The organism is Micromonospora sp. WMMD961, from assembly GCF_029626145.1.
Lineage (GTDB): Bacteria > Actinomycetota > Actinomycetes > Mycobacteriales > Micromonosporaceae > Micromonospora.
In genome coordinates this window covers 3,187,546-3,206,487 of sequence record NZ_JARUBJ010000002.1, presented here as the reverse complement: position 1 = coordinate 3,206,487, position 18,942 = coordinate 3,187,546, and the positions used below count along the sequence as shown (strand labels likewise).

The 18,942-nt window shown below is 72.7% G+C and carries 1 protein-coding gene; it reads right to left on the bottom strand.

All coding sequences use genetic code 11. The features are described 5' to 3' along the window. Positions 1-12: 12 nt before the first annotated feature. Positions 13-18,933 (bottom strand): type I polyketide synthase, encoded by an 18,921-nt coding sequence (locus O7614_RS14455; RefSeq protein ID WP_278138965.1) that lies wholly within the window; start codon positions 18,931-18,933, stop codon positions 13-15. Between the last annotated feature and the right edge of the window lie 9 nt (positions 18,934-18,942).

Below are 18,942 nucleotides of genomic sequence, written 5' to 3'. Positions count from 1 at the left end.
GGCCCGGCCCGGTCAGGCGCGGCCGAGTTCGCTGCGGATGAAGGCGAACAGTTCCTCGTCACTGGCCTCTTCGAGCGGGGGTGCCTCCTCGGTGACCGGCTCGACGACGTCGTTGAGGCGGTTGATGAAGGCTTGGAGTCGCAGGACGGTCCGGCTCCGGGTGGTGCTGTCCGGTGTGGACAGGGCGAGGCCGGCTTCGAGGCGGTCCAGTTCGGCGAAGAGCCCGCCGGTCAGGTCCAGGCCGTCGCCGATGACGGTGTCCCGGATGTGACGGGCGAGGGCCTGCGCGGTCGGGTGGTCGAACGCGGCGGTGGGTGGCAGGTTCAGGCCGGTGACCCGGCCGAGCCGGTTGCGCAGTTCGACCGCGGTGAGCGAGTCGAAGCCCAGCTCCGTGAAGGCCCGGGTGGGCGGGACGGCTTCCAGGGTGCCGTGTCCCAGGACGGCGGCGACGGTGCCGCGGACCAGGTCGAGAGCCGCGCGGTGCTGTTCCGGTTCGGTCAGGGGCCGCCACTCGTCGCGCAGCGCGGCGGTGGCCCCGGCGTCTCCGACGGGCGGCTGTTCGCCGGCCGACACGGGCACCTCGGGCAGGTCGGTGAGCAGCCGGCTGGGCCGGGTACCGGTGAACGCGAGCGCGAACCGGGGCCAGTCGACGTCGGCGAGGACGACCCGGCCGGTCGTGCCCGCCGCGGCTGCCATCGCGTCGAGGGCGGCATTCGGGGGAAGGGCGGTCAGACCGCGGCGGCGAAGACGTTCGTCGCTTCCGCTCCACGGTCCCCAGGCGATCGCGGTGGCCCCGGCCCGCTGGGCGAGCGCTTCCAGCGTGCTGGCGGCCACGGCCGCGGCGGTCTGCAGGCCGCCGCCCCAGGTGCCGGCCACCGAGGTGAAGACGACGAACGCGTCCAGGTCCTCGTCGATGAGGGCGGTCAGGTGCCGGGCCCGGCGTACCGCCGGGGTGTCCCAGGCGTCGGGCGTGGTGTCGGTCAGGGGTGCCGGTGCGGGCTCCGAGCGGTCGGCGAGGACGACGGCGGTCAGGGCGACGCCGTCGGCGCGGACGCGGTCCAGCAGGTCGGCCAGGGCGGCATGGTCGTCTCCGGCGCAGGACTCGACGGTGACGATGCCGTCGTCGGCCTCGGCGATGCTCTCGGTGACGATGACCCGGTCGGCGCCCTCGGCCGCCGCCCACCGGGCGATGTCGCCGCTGGTGTCGCCGACGACCAGGACCTTGCCGCGCGGGCGCCAGCTTCCGACGGGCGCGCTGGCGTGCCGCAGACGCCGGGCGAGCACCCGGTCACCCCGGATGGCGAGCTGGTCCTCGCCGTCGCCGCCGAGCGCGGCGGCGAGATGGTCGCCGGTCCAGTCCACCGGCACGTCCAGGAGGCCGCCCCAGCGGTTCGGCAGTTCCAGGGCGGCGACCCGGCCCAGGCCCCACACCGCCGCGGCGGACGGGTCGACCGGTTCACCGGCCTCGGTGGCGACGGCCGCCGTGGTCACCATCCAGAGCGGGGCGTCGACGGCGGCGTCGGCGTAGGCCTGGACGAGGACGAGCGCCGCCTCGGGCGTGCCACCGGCCGCGACCGCACCGGCGATCGGGCCGCCGCCGACGGCGGCCAGGCGCAGTTGGTCGGCCACGACGGCCCGGTCCGGGCCGAGGATCGGGACGCCGCGTACCTCGGCGCCGTGCCGGGCGAGGGTTTCGGCGACCGCCGTGAGGTACGCGTCGTCGCCGAGCACCAGCCACGTCCCGGCGATCGTCGTGGTGGTCTGGGCGGTCGGGGTCCACGCCTCCTCGTAGCGCCACGAGTCGCGGGCCCGGGTGGCTCGTCGTTCGTGACGCCAGGCGGTCAGGGCGGGCAGCAGATCGGCGTTGTCGCCGGTGATGCCGAGCGGGCTGAGATCGCCGTCCTCGACGGCCTGCCAGAACTCGCCGTCCACCGGGTCGACGGTGACCGGTTCGACCGGGGATGGCCAGAACCGGACGCGCTGGAAGGGGTAGGTGGGCAGGTCGACTCGTCGGCCACCCCGAGCCAGTCGTCCCCAGTCGACGGGGACACCGCGGACGAAGGCGCTGGCCAGTGCCGTGAGGAGGGTGGTGGGTTGGTCGCGGTCGGGGCGCTGCACCGCGACGAAGGCGGCGTCGGTGACGCAGTCCGCGCCCATGGCGCAGAGGACCCCGTCGGGGCCGATCTCCACGAACGTGCTGACACCGAGGCCTTCCAGTGTGGTGATGCCGTCGGCGAAGCGGACCGCTTCCCGGATGTGCCGCACCCAGTACGCGGCGTCCTGCGTCTCGGCGATCTGCCCGGTCAGGTTGGACACGACGGGGATGCGCGGTGAGTCGTAGGTCAGCGTCGCCGCCACCGAGGCGAATTCGGCCAGCATCGGCTCCATCAGCACCGAGTGGAACGCGTGACTGACCCGCAGCCGCTTCGACTTCTCGAACCGGGCCGCCACGGCGGTGACCTCGTCCGCGATGCCGGACAGCACGACCGACCGGGGGCCGTTGATCGCGGCGATGTTCACCCCGCCGGTCAACAGCGGCAACACCTCCGCCTCGGTCGCCCGCACCGCCACCATCACCCCACCGGCCGGCAACGCCTGCATCAGCCGACCCCGGGCCGTGACCAGCCTCGCCGCATCGGGCAGGGACAGCACCCCGGCGACGTGCGCGGCGGCGATCTCACCGATCGAATGCCCGACCAGGAAGTCCGGGATGACGCCGAACGACTCGACCAGACGGAACAGGGCGACCTCGACGGCGAACAACGCGGACTGGGTGTAGACGGTCTGGTCCAGGTCGTCGCCGTCGGCGATGACGTCGCGGATCGGCTGGTCCAGATGCCGGTCGAGTTCGGCACAGGCCGCGTCGAACGCCTGCGCGTACACCGGGAACGTGTCGGCCAGTGCCAGGCCCATGCCGGGCCGCTGGGAACCCTGCCCGGAGAAGACGAAGGCCGTCCGCCCGCGTACCGCCGAGCCGGTGACCACCCGGGGGTGGTCAGCGCCGGCGGTCAGGGCGTCGAGACCGGCGACCAGGGCTTCCGTGTCGGTGCCGACCACCACGGCGCGCTCCTCCAGGAGGCTGCGGGTGGTCGTCAGCGAGTGGACCAGGTCCCTCGGGTCGTCCCCCGCCGAGAGGCGTTCCCGCAGCCGGGCGCCCTGCTCCCGGAGCGCGGGCCCGGTACGGGCCGACAGCGGCAGTGCCAACACGGGCGCCTGCGAGGGCTCGGTAGGCACGGACGGCTTGCGGGTCGGCGGCTCCTCCAGGACGGCGTGGGCGTTAGTGCCGCTGAACCCGAACGACGAGATGCCCGCCCGACGCGGCCGGTCACCGGTCCGCGCCCACTGCCGCTCCTCGGTGAGCAGGGCCACCGCACCGGTGGTCCAGTCCACGTGCGGGCTGGGTTGGTCGGCGTGCAGCGTACGCGGCAGGGTTTCGTGCCGCATCGCCTCGACCATCTTGATGATGCCGGCGACACCGGCGGCGGCCTGGGTGTGGCCGAGGTTCGACTTCACCGATCCCAGCCACAGCGGCTGGTCGGCGGGTCGGCCCCGCCCGTACGTCGCGAGCAGCGCCTGGGCCTCGATCGGGTCGCCCAGTTTGGTACCGGTGCCGTGCGCCTCCACCACGTCGACGTCGGCGGCGGACACGCCCGCGTTGGCCAGCGCCGCGCGGATCACCCGCTGCTGCGACGGCCCGTTCGGGGCGGTCAGCCCGTTCGACGCGCCGTCGGAGTTCACCGCGCTCCCCCGGACCACGGCGAGCACCGGGTGGTCGTTCGCGACCGCGTCGCTGAGGCGTTCCAGGAGGAGCATGCCGACGCCCTCACCCCAGATCGTCCCGTCGGCGTCGGCCGAGAACGCCCGGCAGCGGGCGGTGGCGGACAGGCCCCGCTGGCGGCTGAACTCGATGAACGCGCCCGGCGTGGACATCACCGTCACGCCACCGGCCAGGGCGAGGTCGCACTCGCCCTGCCGCAGCGCCTGGCTCGCCCAGTGCAGGGCGACCAGGGACGACGAGCAGGCAGTGTCCACCGTGACCGCCGGGCCTTCCAGCCCGAAGGTGTAGGAGATCCGTCCGGAGACGACGCTCGCCGCGTTGCCGGTGCTGACGTACCCTTCGGCGGCCTCCTGCTCACCGGTCAGCAGCGGACCGTAGTCCAGGTTGTTGGTGCCGACGAAGACACCGGTCTGGCTTCCGCGGAGCGCGTCGGCCGGCACGCCGCCGCGTTCGAACGCCTCCCACGCCGTCTCCAGCAGCAGCCGCTGCTGCGGGTCCATGGCCAGCGCCTCGCGGGGCGAGATGCCGAAGAACCCGGCGTCGAACTCGGTGGCGTCGGTCAGGAAGCCGCCCTCGCGTACGTAGGTGGTGCCGATGGCGTCCGGGTCCGGGTCGTAGAGGGCGTCCAGGTCCCATCCACGGTCGGTGGGGAATCCGCCGATGGCGTCGCCGCCGTCGGCGAGCAATCGCCACAGGTCCTCGGGCGAGCCGATGCCGCCGGGGAAGCGGCAGGACATCGCGACGATCGCGATCGGCTCGTCGGTGCGACCCGTCACGGCGGCGACCGGGGTCGGGTCTGCGGTCCCGACGACCTCGCCCTCCAGGTACGCGGCGAGCGCCTCCGGCGTCGGATGGTCGAAGACCAGGGTGCTGGGCAGCCGCAGTCCGGTGGCCGCGCCGAGCCGGTTGCGCAGCTCGACACCGGTCAGCGAGTCGAAGCCGATCTCGGTGAACGAGCGGCCCGGGTCGACGGCGTGCGAGGACCCCAGCCGGAGGACCTCCGCGACGTGGGTCCGGACGGTCTCCAGCACCGCGTGGGTCCGTTCGGTGCCGGCGAGCGCCAGCAGGCCGGCCCGCCACCCGTCGTCGGCTGTCGACTCCGTTTCGGTGGTGAGGGCGTGGACCTCCGGGACACCGTCGAGCAGTGGGCTGGGCCGGGCGGCGGTGAACGCCGGGGCGAACGTCGCCCAGTCCACGTCGGCGACGACGACGCTCGTACGGTCGTCGCCGACCGCTGACCGCAGCCCACGCAGGGCCCGGTCGGGGGCCATCGGGCGCAGGCCGCGCCGGCGTAGTTGTTCGTCCACCGCGCTGTCGGCGGCCATGCCCCCGTCGGCCCACGGTCCCCAGCCGATCGAGGTCGCGGTGAGCCCACGCGACCGGCGCTGCTCGGCAACGGCGTCCAGCGCCGCGTTGGCGGCGGCGTAGGCGGCGTGGTCGCCGCTGCCCCAGACACCGGCGATCGACGAGAACAGCACGAAGGCGTCCAGCGGGGTGTCCCGGAACAGGTCGTCCAGGTGCGTCGCACCGAGCACCTTGGCGGTGGTGACCTCGGCGATGGCGTCGGCGGTCAGCTCCGCGAGTGGGGCGCGGGTGGCGACGCCGGCGGTGTGCAGCACCGCGGTGACCGGGTCACCGGCGGCGTTCAGGTCCGCGACGACCGTACCGAGGGCGTCCCGGTCGGCCAGGTCGACGGCGTGGATCGTGACTCGTGCCCCGGCGGCGGTCAGTTCGTCGCGGAGTTCGGCGGCACCGGGTGCGGCCTCACCTCGGCGGCTGAGCAGGACCAGGTGCTCGGCGCCGTGGCCGGCGGCCCACCGGGCACCGTGCGCGCCGAGCGCACCGGTGCCGCCGGTGATCAGGACGGTGCCGCGCGGCTGCCACTGCCGCCCCGCGCCGGCCGACGGGACGAGTCGCCGGGCGAGCAGCCCGGCGCGGACGGCGACCTGGTCCTCGCCCGCGGAGCCGGACAGGGCGGCGGCGAGCACCCGCCCGTCGACCGGGTCACGGCCGGCGGGCAGGTCGACGAGGCCGCCCCAGGCGCGGGGGATTTCCAGGGCGGCGACTCGGCCGAGGCCCCAGACGGCGGCGGCGGACGGGGTGGGCGCCGGGTCGTGCGGGGTGGCGGCCACCGCGCCGCTCGTGATCAGCCAGAGTGGGATGTCGGTGGTCAGCGACCGGTGGGTCTGGACGGCGTGCAGTGCCCGCGCGGGGTCGTCCACCACGACGGCCACACCGGTGACGTCCCGCATCGTCTCCGCGTCCGGCGTGCCGCGTCGCACGTCCAGGCCGGTGGTGGCCAGGGCGTCCGAGACGAGGGTGTCGCCGGCCGGTTCGGCGATCAGCCACGTCCCGCTGGGTGTGCCCGCCTGCGGTAGCGGGGTCCAGTCGATGCCGTAGCGGCCCAGTGGCGCGGTGGTGTGGTCGCGCCTCCACGAGGCCAGGGCGGGGAGCAGTGCGGTGAGGGAGGTGCTGTCGTCGAGCTTGAGGGTCTGGGTGAGGGTGTCGAGGTCGGCACGTTCGACGGCGTCCCAGAAGGCGGCGTCGGTGGCGCTGGTGGCCCGGGTGCCGGGCCTCGGCCAGTAACGCTGGTGGTGGAAGGCGTAGGTGGGCAGGTCGACCAGCCGCCCGCCGGGGTAGCACGGCGTCCAGTCCACCGCGACGCCGCGCACGAAGACCTGAGCGAGCGCGGTGAGCAGGGTGCTCGGCTGGTCGCGGTCAGATCGCTGCACGGGTACGAACACCGCGTCGGAGACACAGTCCGCGCCCATCGCGGAGAGCACCCCGTCCGGGCCGATCTCCACGAACGTGCTCACACCCAACGACTCCAGGGCGGTGATGCCATCGGCGAACCGAACCGCCTCCCGCACGTGCCGCGACCAGTACGCAGCGTCCTGCGTCGACGCGACCTGCCCGGTCACGTTCGACACGATCGGGATGCGCGGCGACCCGTAGGTCAGCGTCTCGGCAACCTCGGTGAAAGCCTCCAGCATCGACTCCATCAACACCGAGTGGAACGCGTGACTGACCCGCAACCGCTTCGACTTCTCGAACTGGGCCGCGACTGCGTTGACCTCGTCCGCGGTGCCGGACAGCACCACCGACCGGGGTCCGTTGATCGCCGCCACGGACACCCCGTCGGTCAGCAACGCAAGCACCTCAGCCTCGGTGGCCCGCACGGCGACCATGACGCCACCGGTCGGGAGTGCCTGCATGAGGCGGCCTCGGGCGGTGACCAGTCTGGCCGCGTCGGGCAGGGAGAGCACCCCGGACACGTGTGCGGCGGTGATCTCTCCGATCGAGTGCCCGACCAGGAAGTCCGGGATGACGCCGAACGACTCCACCAGGCGGAACAACGCGACCTCGACGGCGAACAATCCCGCCTGGGTGTAGACGGTCTGGTCGAGGTCGTCGCCCTGGGCGATGACGTCGCGGATCGGCCGGTCCAGGTGCCGGTCCAGCTCGGCGCAGGCCGCGTCGAACGCCTCGGCGTAACGCGGGAACGTGTCGTGGAGGTCCAGGCCCATGCCCGGTCGTTGCGAGCCCTGGCCGGAGAACACGAACGCGGTCTTGCCGCGCACCACCGACCCGACCACGGGACCGGGTTCGCCGGCCGCGAGCGCCGCCAGTTCGTCGTGCCCGAACACCACTGCCCGGTGGGCGTGCGTCGACCGCGACGACGTCAACGAGAAGCCGACGTCGCGCGGGTCGGCGTCCACCGACGCCAGTCGGGCGGCCTGCCCGCGTAGCGCCTCCGGTGAGCGGGCGGACAACACCCACGGCACGACCTCGGCGGCGTCCGGCCTGTCGTCGGCGGGGGTGTGCACGGTCGGTGGTTCTTCGATGATGACGTGGGCGTTGGTGCCGGAGATGCCGAACGAGGACACCCCAGCCCGGCGCGGGCGACCGTTCACCAGCCACGGCTGCGCCTCGGTCAACAACCGCACCTCACCGGCCGACCAGTCCACCTGCGACGTCGGCGCATCCACATGCAACGTGCGCGGCAGGATCTCGTGCCGCATCGCCTGCACCATCTTGATGATCCCCGCGACACCGGCGGCGGCCTGCGTGTGCCCGAGGTTGGATTTCACCGACCCCAACCACAACGGCCGACCAGGGCGATCCTGCCCATAGGTGGCGAGGAGCGCCTGCGCCTCGATCGGATCACCCAACACCGTCGCCGTGCCGTGCGCCTCCACCACGTCCACGTCAACGCCCGTGAGCCCGGCATCAGCCAACGCCGACCGAATCACCCGCTGCTGCGACGGACCATTCGGCGCCGTCAAACCATTCGACGCACCATCCTGATTAACCGCACTCCCCGCCACCACCGCAAGAACCCGATGCCCATTACGCACCGCATCCGACAACCGCTCCACCAACACCACACCCACACCCTCAGACCAACCAGTCCCCTCCGCAGACTCCGCGAACGACCGACACCGACCATCAACCGACAACCCCCGCTGCCGCGAAAACTCCACAAAAGCCGACGGCGTCGCCATCACCGTCACCCCACCCGCCAACGCCAACGAACACTCACCACGCCGCAACGCCTGACCCGCCAAATGCAACGCCACCAACGACGACGAACACGCCGTATCCACCGTCACCGCCGGACCCTCAAACCCAAACGAATACGAAACCCGACCCGACACCACACTCCCCGAATTACCCGTACCCAAAAAACCCGCAAGACCGTCGGGGCTCTGCTGGGCGAATGGCCCGTAGTCGTGGTACATCAGGCCGGCGAAGACGCCGGTGTCGGAACCGCGTAGCGATTGTGGGTCGATTCCGGCTCGTTCCAGGGCCTCCCAACTCGTCTCCAACAACAACCGCTGTTGCGGGTCCATGGCCAGGGCCTCACGCGGGGAGATCCCGAAGAAATCGGCGTCGAATTCGGCGGCGTCGGTCAGGAAGCCGCCCCGGCGGGTGTACGAGGTGTCCGTCCGGGATTCGTCGGTGTCGAAGAGGGCCTCCAGGTCCCACCCGCGGTCGGTGGGAAAGTCGCCGATGCCGTCGCCCTCGGAGTCGACCAGCCGCCACAGGCCCTCGGGTGAGTCCACGCCACCCGGGAACCGGCAGGCCATGCCGACGATGGCGATCGGCTCGTCCGCCGCCTGCCCGGTCGGAACAGCTGTCTCCGTCGCCGCCACGTCGGTCAGCTCGGCCACCAGATGGTCGACCAGCGCGTCCGGGGTCGGGTAGTCGAACACCGTCGTCGCCGACAACCGCAACCCGGTCGCCGCCGACAGCCCGTTGCGGAACTCCACAGCCGTCAACGAGTCGAACCCCAACTCACCGAACGCCTGCGCACCGTCCACCGACCACCCCTGCGGATGACCCAGCACCACAGCCACCCGCGACGACACCAGGTCGAGGAGGTGGGCGTGTCGCTGGTGCGGCGGTAGGTCGGCGAGCTGGGCCCGCAGCGACGACCGGTCGGTTGAGGCGGCGGCCACCCGGCGCGCGGGTCGGACGAGGTGCCGCAGCAGCGCGGGGACGATGCCGGAGGTGGCCACCGCTGCGAGGTCCAGGAGGATCGGCACGCTGACCGGCGGTTGCGACACGCAGCCGGCGTCGAACAGGGCGAGTCCCTGCTCGGCGGTGAGCGGCAGCACCCCGCCACGGCCGAGTCGGCGTTGGTCGGCGTTGGCGCTCAGGTCGCTGGCGTCGGCCCAGAGCCCCCAGGCCAGGGAGACGGCCGGCAGTCCGAGCCCACGACGGTGCTGCGCCAGAGCGTCCAGGAACGCGTTCCCCGCCGCGTACGCCCCCTGACCGGCGTTGCCGAACACCCCGGCCGCCGACGAGAACACCACGAACGCCGACAACCGCCGATCCCGGGTCAACTCGTGCAGATACCAACCCGCGTCCACCTTCGCCCGCAGCACCGCCGACAGACGGTCCGCGCTCAGCCCGCTGACGACTCCGTCGTCGAGGACGCCGGCCAGGTGCAGCACGCCGGACAGGTCCGGGGTGTCGGCGACGACCTGCGCGAGGGCTGCCCGGTCGGTGGCGTCCACGGCCACCAGTTGGGCGGACGCCCCGAGGTCGGCGAGTTCCGCCACGAACTCGGCAGCTCCGGGGGTTTCGGCGCCACGGCGGCTGACCAGCAGCAGGTCGCGTACGCCGTGGGCGGTGAGCAGGTGCCGGACCACGAGTCGGCCGAGCGTGCCGAGCGCCCCGGTGACCAGGACCGTTCCGGTGCCGAAGGTGAACGGGCGGGTTTCCTCGACCGGGGGTCGGACGAGTCGGGGGACGCTGACCACGCCGCCGCGGATGGCCAGTTGTGGCTCGCCGCAGTGGGCGGCGGCGGGGAGCACCGCCACCGAGCCGGGTCCGTCGTCGATGTCGACGAGCACGAACCGGTCCGGGTGTTCGGCCTGGGCGCTGCGTACCAAGCCGTGCACGGTGGCGCCGGCGAGATCGGTCAGCGGTTCGTCGCCGGTCTGCACGGCGTGCCGGGTCGCGATGACCAGCCGCGCACCGGTGAGCCGGTCGTCGGTCAACCAGGTCTGCAGCACCGACAGGGTGCGGGCGGCGGCGGTGTGCGCGGCGGTCACCGGGTCGGCGGTGGGGTCGGACTCGGCGTACCAGAGGACCGGGCCGGCCGGCACGTCGCCGGCGGCGAGCGTCGCGGCCAGGTCCGCGTGGTCGGTGAGCAGGGCGGCGGGCACGTCCAGTTGGGGGATCGGCGTCCACTCCAGCCGGTACGGGCGAAGCGTCGTGCTCGTCGTGGGCGTGTGGGGGCGCAGGACGAGCCGGTCCACGGTGGCGACGGGCTGGTTCTCGGCGTCGCGCAGGTCGAGGGTGACGGCGTCGCCGCCGGCGGGGCTGATCCGCACCCGGGCCGCGCGTGCCCCGGTGGCGTGGACTGTCACTCCGGTCCAGCTGAACGGGAGGCCGCTGGTGTCGGAGTCGAGGACGCCGAGGGCGAGTCCGTGCAGGGCCGCGTCGAGGAGCGCGGGGTGCAGGAGGAAGCCGTCCAGTGTGAGGTCGTCGGCGAGGGTCACGTCCGCGAGTAGTTCGCCGTCGCGGCGCCAGGCCCGGTGGAGTCCGCGCAGGTGCGGGCCGTAGTCGAAGCCGACCTCGGCGAAGCCGGGGTAGACGCCGTCGACCGGTACCTCCTCGGTCGCCTGCGGTGTCCAGTGGCCGGGGGTCTGCGCCGCTTCGGTGACTGCGGTGAGGGTGCCGGTGGCGTGTCGCTGCCATTCACCGGTGTCGTCGGGGCGCGCGTAGAGGGTGATGTCCCGCCGTCGAGTGGCCGGGTCGTCGTCGGTGAGCGGGCCGACCAGGGCGCGGATGGTCAGCGTGCCGCCGCTGGTCGGCAGGACCATCGGGGCCTCGATGGTGAGTTCGTCGAGGCGGTTCAGGCCGACGTGTTCGCCGGCGGTCAGGGCGAGGTCGACCAGCGCGGCGCCGGGGACCAGTAGCGTGCCGCCGATCAGGTGGTCGGCCAGCCAGGGCTGCGCGCGGGAGGAGAGCCGGCCGGTGAGCAGGAGGCTGTCCTGCTCGGGCAGGTCGGCGACGGCGGCCCAGAACGGGTGGTCGACGGTCCCGAGCCCGATGCTGGCTGCGTCGGTGGCGGCCTCGGGTGCCGTGGGCCAGTAGCGGCGGTGCTGGAAGGCGTAGGTGGGAAGGTCGACCATCCGCCCGCCGGTCAGGCACGGCGTCCAGTCGACGGTGACGCCGCGCACGAAGGCCTGCGCCAGCGCGGTCAGCAGGGTGGCAGGTTGGTCGCGGTCGGATCTCTGCACGGGTACGAACACCGCGTCGCTGACGCAGTCCGCGCCCATCGCGGAGAGCACCCCGTCCGGGCCGATCTCCACGAACGTGCTGACACCGAGGCCTTCCAGTGTGGTGATGCCGTCGGCGAAGCGGACGGCTTCGCGGACGTGCCGCACCCAGTAGTCGGCGTCCTGCACTGCGGCGACCTGCCCGGTCACGTTGGACACCACCGGGATGCGCGGCGACTCGTAGCTCAGCGTGCCGGCGACCCGGGCGAACTCGGCCAGCATCGGCTCCATCAGCACCGAGTGGAACGCGTGGCTGACCCGCAGCTGCTTCGACTTCTCGAACTGGGCCGCGACTGCGGTCACCTCGTCGGCGACACCCGACAGCACGACCGAGCGGGGGCCGTTGATCGCGGCGATGTTCACCCCACCGGTCAGCAGCGGCAGCACCTCGGCCTCGGTCGCCCGCACGGCGATCATGACCCCGCCGGCCGGGAGCGCCTGCATCAGCCGACCCCGGGCGGTGACCAGCGTCGCCGCATCGGGCAGGGAGAGCACCCCGGCGACGTGCGCGGCGGCGATCTCACCGATCGAGTGCCCGACCAGGAAATCGGGCCTGACGCCGAACGACTCCACCAGGCGGAACAACGCGACCTCGACGGCGAACAACGCCGCCTGGGTGTAGACGGTCTGGTCGAGGTCGTCGCCCTGGGCGATGACGTCGCGGATCGGCCGGTCCAGATGCCGGTCCAGCTCGGCACAGACCGCGTCGAACGCCTGCGCGTACACCGGGAACGTGTCGTGGAGGTCCAGGCCCATGCCCGGTCGTTGCGAGCCCTGGCCGGAGAACACGAACGCGGTCTTGCCGCGCACCACCGACCCGACCACGGGACCGGGTTCGCCGGCCGCGAGCGCCGCCAGTTCGTCGTGCCCGAACACCACTGCCCGGTGGGCGTGCGTCGACCGCGACGACGTCAACGAGAAGCCGACGTCGCGCGGGTCGGCGTCCACCGACGCCAGTCGGGCGGCCTGCCCGCGTAGCGCCTCCGGTGAGCGGGCGGACAACACCCACGGCACGACCTCGGCGGCGTCCGGCCTGTCGTCGGCGGGGGTGTGCACGGTCGGTGGTTCTTCGATGATGACGTGGGCGTTGGTGCCGGAGATGCCGAACGAGGACACCCCAGCCCGGCGCGGGCGACCGTTCACCAGCCACGGCTGCGCCTCGGTCAACAACCGCACCTCACCGGCCGACCAGTCCACCTGCGACGTCGGCGCATCCACATGCAACGTGCGCGGCAGGATCTCGTGCCGCATCGCCTGCACCATCTTGATGATCCCCGCGACACCGGCGGCGGCCTGCGTGTGCCCGAGGTTGGATTTCACCGACCCCAACCACAACGGCCGACCAGGGCGATCCTGCCCATAGGTGGCGAGGAGCGCCTGCGCCTCGATCGGATCACCCAACACCGTCGCCGTGCCGTGCGCCTCCACCACGTCCACGTCAACGCCCGTGAGCCCGGCATCAGCCAACGCCGACCGAATCACCCGCTGCTGCGACGGACCATTCGGCGCCGTCAAACCATTCGACGCACCATCCTGATTAACCGCACTCCCCGCCACCACCGCAAGAACCCGATGCCCATTACGCACCGCATCCGACAACCGCTCCACCAACACCACACCCACACCCTCAGACCAACCAGTCCCCTCCGCAGACTCCGCGAACGACCGACACCGACCATCAACCGACAACCCCCGCTGCCGCGAAAACTCCACAAAAGCCGACGGCGTCGCCATCACCGTCACCCCACCCGCCAACGCCAACGAACACTCACCACGCCGCAACGCCTGACCCGCCAAATGCAACGCCACCAACGACGACGAACACGCCGTATCCACCGTCACCGCCGGACCCTCAAACCCAAACGAATACGAAACCCGACCCGACACCACACTCCCCGAATTACCCGTACCCAAAAAACCCGCAAGACCGTCGGGGCTCTGCTGGGCCAGGCCGGCGTAGTCGTGGTACATCAATCCCGAGAACACACCGGTGTCGGAACCGCGTAGCGATTGTGGGTCGATTCCGGCTCGTTCCAGGGCCTCCCAACTCGTCTCCAACAACAACCGCTGTTGCGGGTCCATGGCCAGGGCCTCACGCGGGGAGATCCCGAAGAACTCGGCGTCGAAATCCGCGGCCTCGGTCAGGAAACCGCCCCGGCTGGTCAGGGACGTCTGCGCCAGCGCCTCCAGGTCCCAACCGCGGTCGGTCGGGAAATCGCCTGTCCCCTCACCATCGGACTCGATCAACCGCCAGAGGCTTTCGGGTGAGTCCACGCCACCCGGGAACCGGCAGGCCATGCCGACGATGGCGATCGGCTCGTCCGCGTGGGCCGCCGCGACCACCGTGTCCGCCGCAACCATCCCGGACAGCTCGGCCACCAGGTGCTCGACCAGCGCGTCCGGGGTCGGGTAGTCGAACACCGTCGTCGCCGACAACCGCAACCCGGTCGCCGCCGACAGCCCGTTGCGGAACTCCACAGCCGTCAACGAGTCGAACCCCAACTCACCGAACGCCTGCGCACCGTCTACCGACCACCCCTGCGGATGACCCAGCACCACAGCCACCCGCGACGACACCAGGTCGAGAAGGGCGGCGCGGCGTGCCTCGTGGCCGAGGTTCGCGAGTCGGTCCCGCAGCGGAGCCGAGGCGGCGGTACGGCGGACGCGTACCAGATGTGTCAGGACCGCCGGGACGCTCCCGGCCGCCCGGACAGCGCGCAGGTCGAGCCGTACGGGCACGGTGACGGCGGCGTCCTCGGCCGCTGCCCGGTCGAAGAGCGCGAGACCCTGGTCCTCGGTCAGTTCGCGGGCGCCGCCCCGGAGGAGGCGTTCCCGGTCGGCGGTGTCGATGCCGGCGGCCATGCCGACAGCCCACGGTCCCCAGGCCAGGGAGACGGCCGGCAGTCCGAGCCCCCGACGGTGCTGCGCCAGAGCGTCCAGGAACGCGTTCCCCGCCGCGTACGCCCCCTGACCGGCGTTGCCGAACACCCCGGCCGCCGACGAGAACACCACGAACGCCGACAACCGCCGATCCCGGGTCAACTCGTGCAGATACCAACCCGCGTCCACCTTCGCCCGCAGCACCGCCGACAGACGGTCCGCGCTCAGCCCGGCGAGGACCCCGTCGTCCAGCACACCGGCCGCGTGCACCACTCCGGACAGGTCCGCAACACCGGCGACCACTGCGGCCAGTGCCTCACGGTCGGCCACGTCCACCGCGACCATCCGCACGGACGCCCCCCGGTCGGCGAGGTCCGCCAGGAGGTCCGCCGCGCCGGGCGCGTCAGCGCCCCGGCGGCTCAGCAGCAGCAGGTCGCGTACCCCGTGGGTGGTGACCAGATGGCGGGCCACCAGTCGGCCGAGTTGACCGGTGGCGCCGGTGACCAGCACCGTGCCGTCGGCCAGACCGAGAGGGCGCGGCGGGGTTCCGGCCGGTGGCCGGGTCAGCCGTGGCGTGCTCGGTTCGCCGTTGCGCAACGCGGCCTGCGGCTCGCCGCTGGCGAGCAGGCTCGGTAGCGCCGCCTCGGACTCGTCGGTGCCGTCGACGTCGACCAGCACGAAACGGTCGGGGTGCTCGGACTGGGCCGCCCGGACGAGTCCCCAGACGGCGGCGGCCCCGGGGTCGGTGACCGGTTCGCCGGCCGTGGCGACCGCACCGATGGTGACGACGACCAGCCGCTCACCGTCCTGCGGCCCGGCGGCCAGCCAGGACTGGAGGGTCTCCAGGACGGCGGCGGTGCGGTGGTGGGTGCCGGTGACGACGTCGCCGTCGGCGGGTTCGACTCGGTGGATCACGACCGGGCCGGTGACGGGGGCGGCGGACGGCGTGTGCGGGAGCCATCCGAGGTGGAACAGCGCGTCGACGCCGGTGCCCGTGGTGGGAGTGGTGAGGGGACGCAGGACGAGGCGGTCGACGGTGAGTACCGGCTGGTCGGCGGTGTCGGTCAGGTCCAGCCGGACGGAATCGGCGTCGAGGCTGCGGACGCGGGCCCGGACCGCCGCGCCGCCGGTCGCGTGCAGGGTGACGCCGGACCAACTGAACGGCACGCTGGCCCCGTCGGCGTGGGCGGGTAGCAGGTCGGCGGCGCCGATGGCGTGCAGGGCGGCGTCGAGCACCGCCGGGTGCAGCGGGAAGCCCTCGACCGGAACAAGCTCGTCGAGCGTGATCTCCGCGTACACCTGCTCGTGGTCGCGCCACGCGGCGCGCAGCGCGCGGAACGTCGGGCCGTAGCGCAGGCCGCGGTCGGCGAAGGCCTCGTAGAGGCCGTCCAGGGCGACGGCGGTCGCGCCGGGCGGCGGCCAGGCGCTCGGCGGCGGGTTCGCCGCGCCGATACCCGGCATGAGGACGCCGAGGGCGTGCTCGGTCCACGTTTCGGCGTCCGGGCTGGCGTGGATGCCGACGGGGCGACGCCCGTCGCTGTCCGGCGCGCCGACCCGGACCTGGACGTGCACGGCGTCGCTGCCGATGGTGAGCGGGATGCCGGTGGTGAGTTCCTCGACGCGGTCGCAGCCGACCCGGTCGCCGGCGGCCAGGGCGAGATCGACGAGGGCGGCACCGGGGACGACGACGGTCCCGGAGAGGGCGTGGTCGGCGAGCCACTGGTGGGTGGCGACGGTCCACCGGCCGGAGACGACGAGTTCGTCCGCGCCGGCCAGGGTGATGGCGGTGTCCAGCATGGGATGGCCGGTGCCGCCGCCGGTGGGGGTGCCGGTGCCGACCGGCCAGTACCGCTGGTGGTGGAAGGCGTAGGTGGGCAGGTCGACGCGGCGCGCGCCGGGGTAGCACGCCGTCCAGTCGACGGCGACGCCGCGCACGAAGACCTGCGCCAGGGCGGTCAGCAGGGTGGCAGGTTGGTCGCGGTCAGATCTCTGCACGGGTACGAACACCGCGTCGGAGACACACTCGGCGCCCATCGCGGAGAGCACCCCGTCCGGGCCGATCTCCACAAAGGTGGCGACGCCGAGACTCTCCAGTGTGGTGATGCCGTCGGCGAAGCGCACCGCTTCACGGACGTGCCGCACCCAGTAGTCGGCGTCCTGCACTGCGGCAACCTGCCCGGTCACGTTGGACACCACCGGGACGCGCGGCGACGCATAGGCAAGGGATTCCGCGACCTCGGCGAACTCGGCCAGCATCGGCTCCATCAGCACCGAGTGGAACGCGTGGCTGACCCGCAGCCGCTTCGACTTCTCGAAGTGCGCCGCAACTGCGGTCACCTCGTCGGCGGCGCCGGACAGCACGACCGAGCGCGGGCCGTTGATCGCGGCGACCGACACCCCGTCGGTGAGCAGCGGCAGCACCTCGGCCTCGCCGGCCCGCACCGCGACCATCACACCGCCGGCCGGGAGTGCCTGCATCAGGCGACCCCGTGCGGTGACCAGCCTGGCCGCGTCCGGCAGTGAGAGCACCCCGGCGACGTGCGCGGCGGCGATCTCACCGATCGAGTGCCCGACCAGGAAATCCGCTGTCACACCGAACGACTCGACCAGGCGGAACAGGGCGACCTCGACGGCGAACAACGCCGCCTGGGTGTAGACGGTCTGGTCCAGGTCGTCGCCGTCGGCGATCACCTCCCGGACCGGCCGGTCCAGGTGCCGGTCCAGCTCGGCGCAGGCGGCGTCGAACGCCTCGCCGTACACCGGGAACGACGACGCCAGGTCCAGGCCCATGCCCGGGCGCTGCGAGCCCTGGCCGGAGAAGACGAAAGCGGTCTTTCCGCGTACCACCGAACCGGTGACCGGGCCGGGCTCACCGGCGGCGAGCGCCGCCAGTTCGTCGGGGCCGAAGACGACCGCCCGGTGCGCGTGCGCCGTGCGGTGGGCGGCCAGGGTGAACCCGACGTCCACCGGGTCGACGTCCGTCATCGCGGCCAGCCGAGCCGCCTGCCCGCGCAGCGCCTCCGGCGACCGGGCGGAGATCACCCACGGCACCTGGACGGGCGCGACGGCATCGATCCGGGGCGGCACCTCCGTGGCCGGCGGTTCCTCGATGATGACGTGCGCGTTCGTCCCGGACACCCCGAACGAGGAGACACCTGCGCGTCGTGGTCCCGGGCGCTGCGGCCACGGCTGGTTGTCGGCGGCGATACGGACCGCGCCAGCGGTCCAGTCGACGTGGGTGGACGGCTGGTCGGCGTGCAGGCTGCGCGGGATCCGGCCGTGGCGCATCGCCATGACCATCTTGATGATCCCGGCGACGCCGGCGGCGGCCTGGGTGTGCCCGATGTTGGACTTGATGGAGCCGAGCCACAGTGGCTGGTCGGCGGGTCGCTCCTGGCCGTACGTGGCGAGCAGCGCCTGCGCCTCGATCGGGTCGCCCAGGGTGGTGCCGGTGCCGTGCGCCTCGACGGCGTCGACGTCGGCGGTGGTGAGGCCGGCGTTGGTCAGCGCGGCGCGGATGACGCGTTGCTGGGACGGCCCGTTCGGGGCGGTCAGGCCGTTCGACGCGCCGTCGGAGTTGACCGCGCTCCCCCGCACCACGGCGAGCACCGGGTGGCCGTTGCGGACGGCGTCGGAGAGCCGTTCGACGAGCAGCATGCCGACGCCCTCGCCCCAGCCGGTCCCGTCGGCGTCGTCGGAGAACGGCTTGCAGCGTCCGTCCGGGGCGAGGCCCCGCTGGCGGGAGAAGGCCAGGAACGCTCCGGGGGTGGCCATCACCGTCACGCCGCCGGCCAGCGCCAGGTCGCACTCTCCCTGCCGCAGCGCCTGGGCGGCCAGGTGCAGCGCGACCAGTGACGACGAGCAGGCGGTGTCCACCGTGACGGCGGTGCCTTCGAGGCCGAACGTGTACGCGATCCGCCCGGAGGCGATGCTGCCGGTGCTGCCGGTGCCCAGCGAACCCTCGGCAGAGTCGCCCAGCTCGCCGACGAGCGCGGCGTAGTCGTGGTACATCACGCCGGTGAAGACCCCGGTCCGGCTGCCCTTGAGCGTGGCCGGGTCGACGCCGGCCCGCTCGAACGCCTCCCAGGACGTCTCCAGCAGCAGGCGTTGCTGCGCGTCGGTGGCCAGCGCCTCCCGGGGTGAGATGCCGAAGAACGCGGCGTCGAAGTCACCGGCCTCGTGCAGGAAACCCCCGTGCCGGGTGTACGACGTGCCGGGGTGGTCCGGGTCGGGGTGGTAGAGCTTCTCCACCTCCCAGCCCCGCTCGGCGGGGAACTCCCCGATGGCGTCGACACCCGAGTCGACGAGCTGCCACAGCGACTCCGGGGAGTCGACACCGCCGGGGAACCGGCAGCTCATGGCGATGATGGCGATCGGCTCGCGGTGCCGCGCCTCGACTTGCTGCAACCGCTCGCTGGTCTCGTGCAGTTCGGCGGTGACGCGCTTGAGATATTCGCGGAGCCGATCTTCGTTCGCCATGGGGATCAC

Coding starts and splice junctions, on each gene's coding strand:
- O7614_RS14455 (WP_278138965.1), bottom strand. CDS start 18,933: ATGGCGAACGAAGATCGGCTCCGCGAATATCTCAAGCGCGTCACCGCC.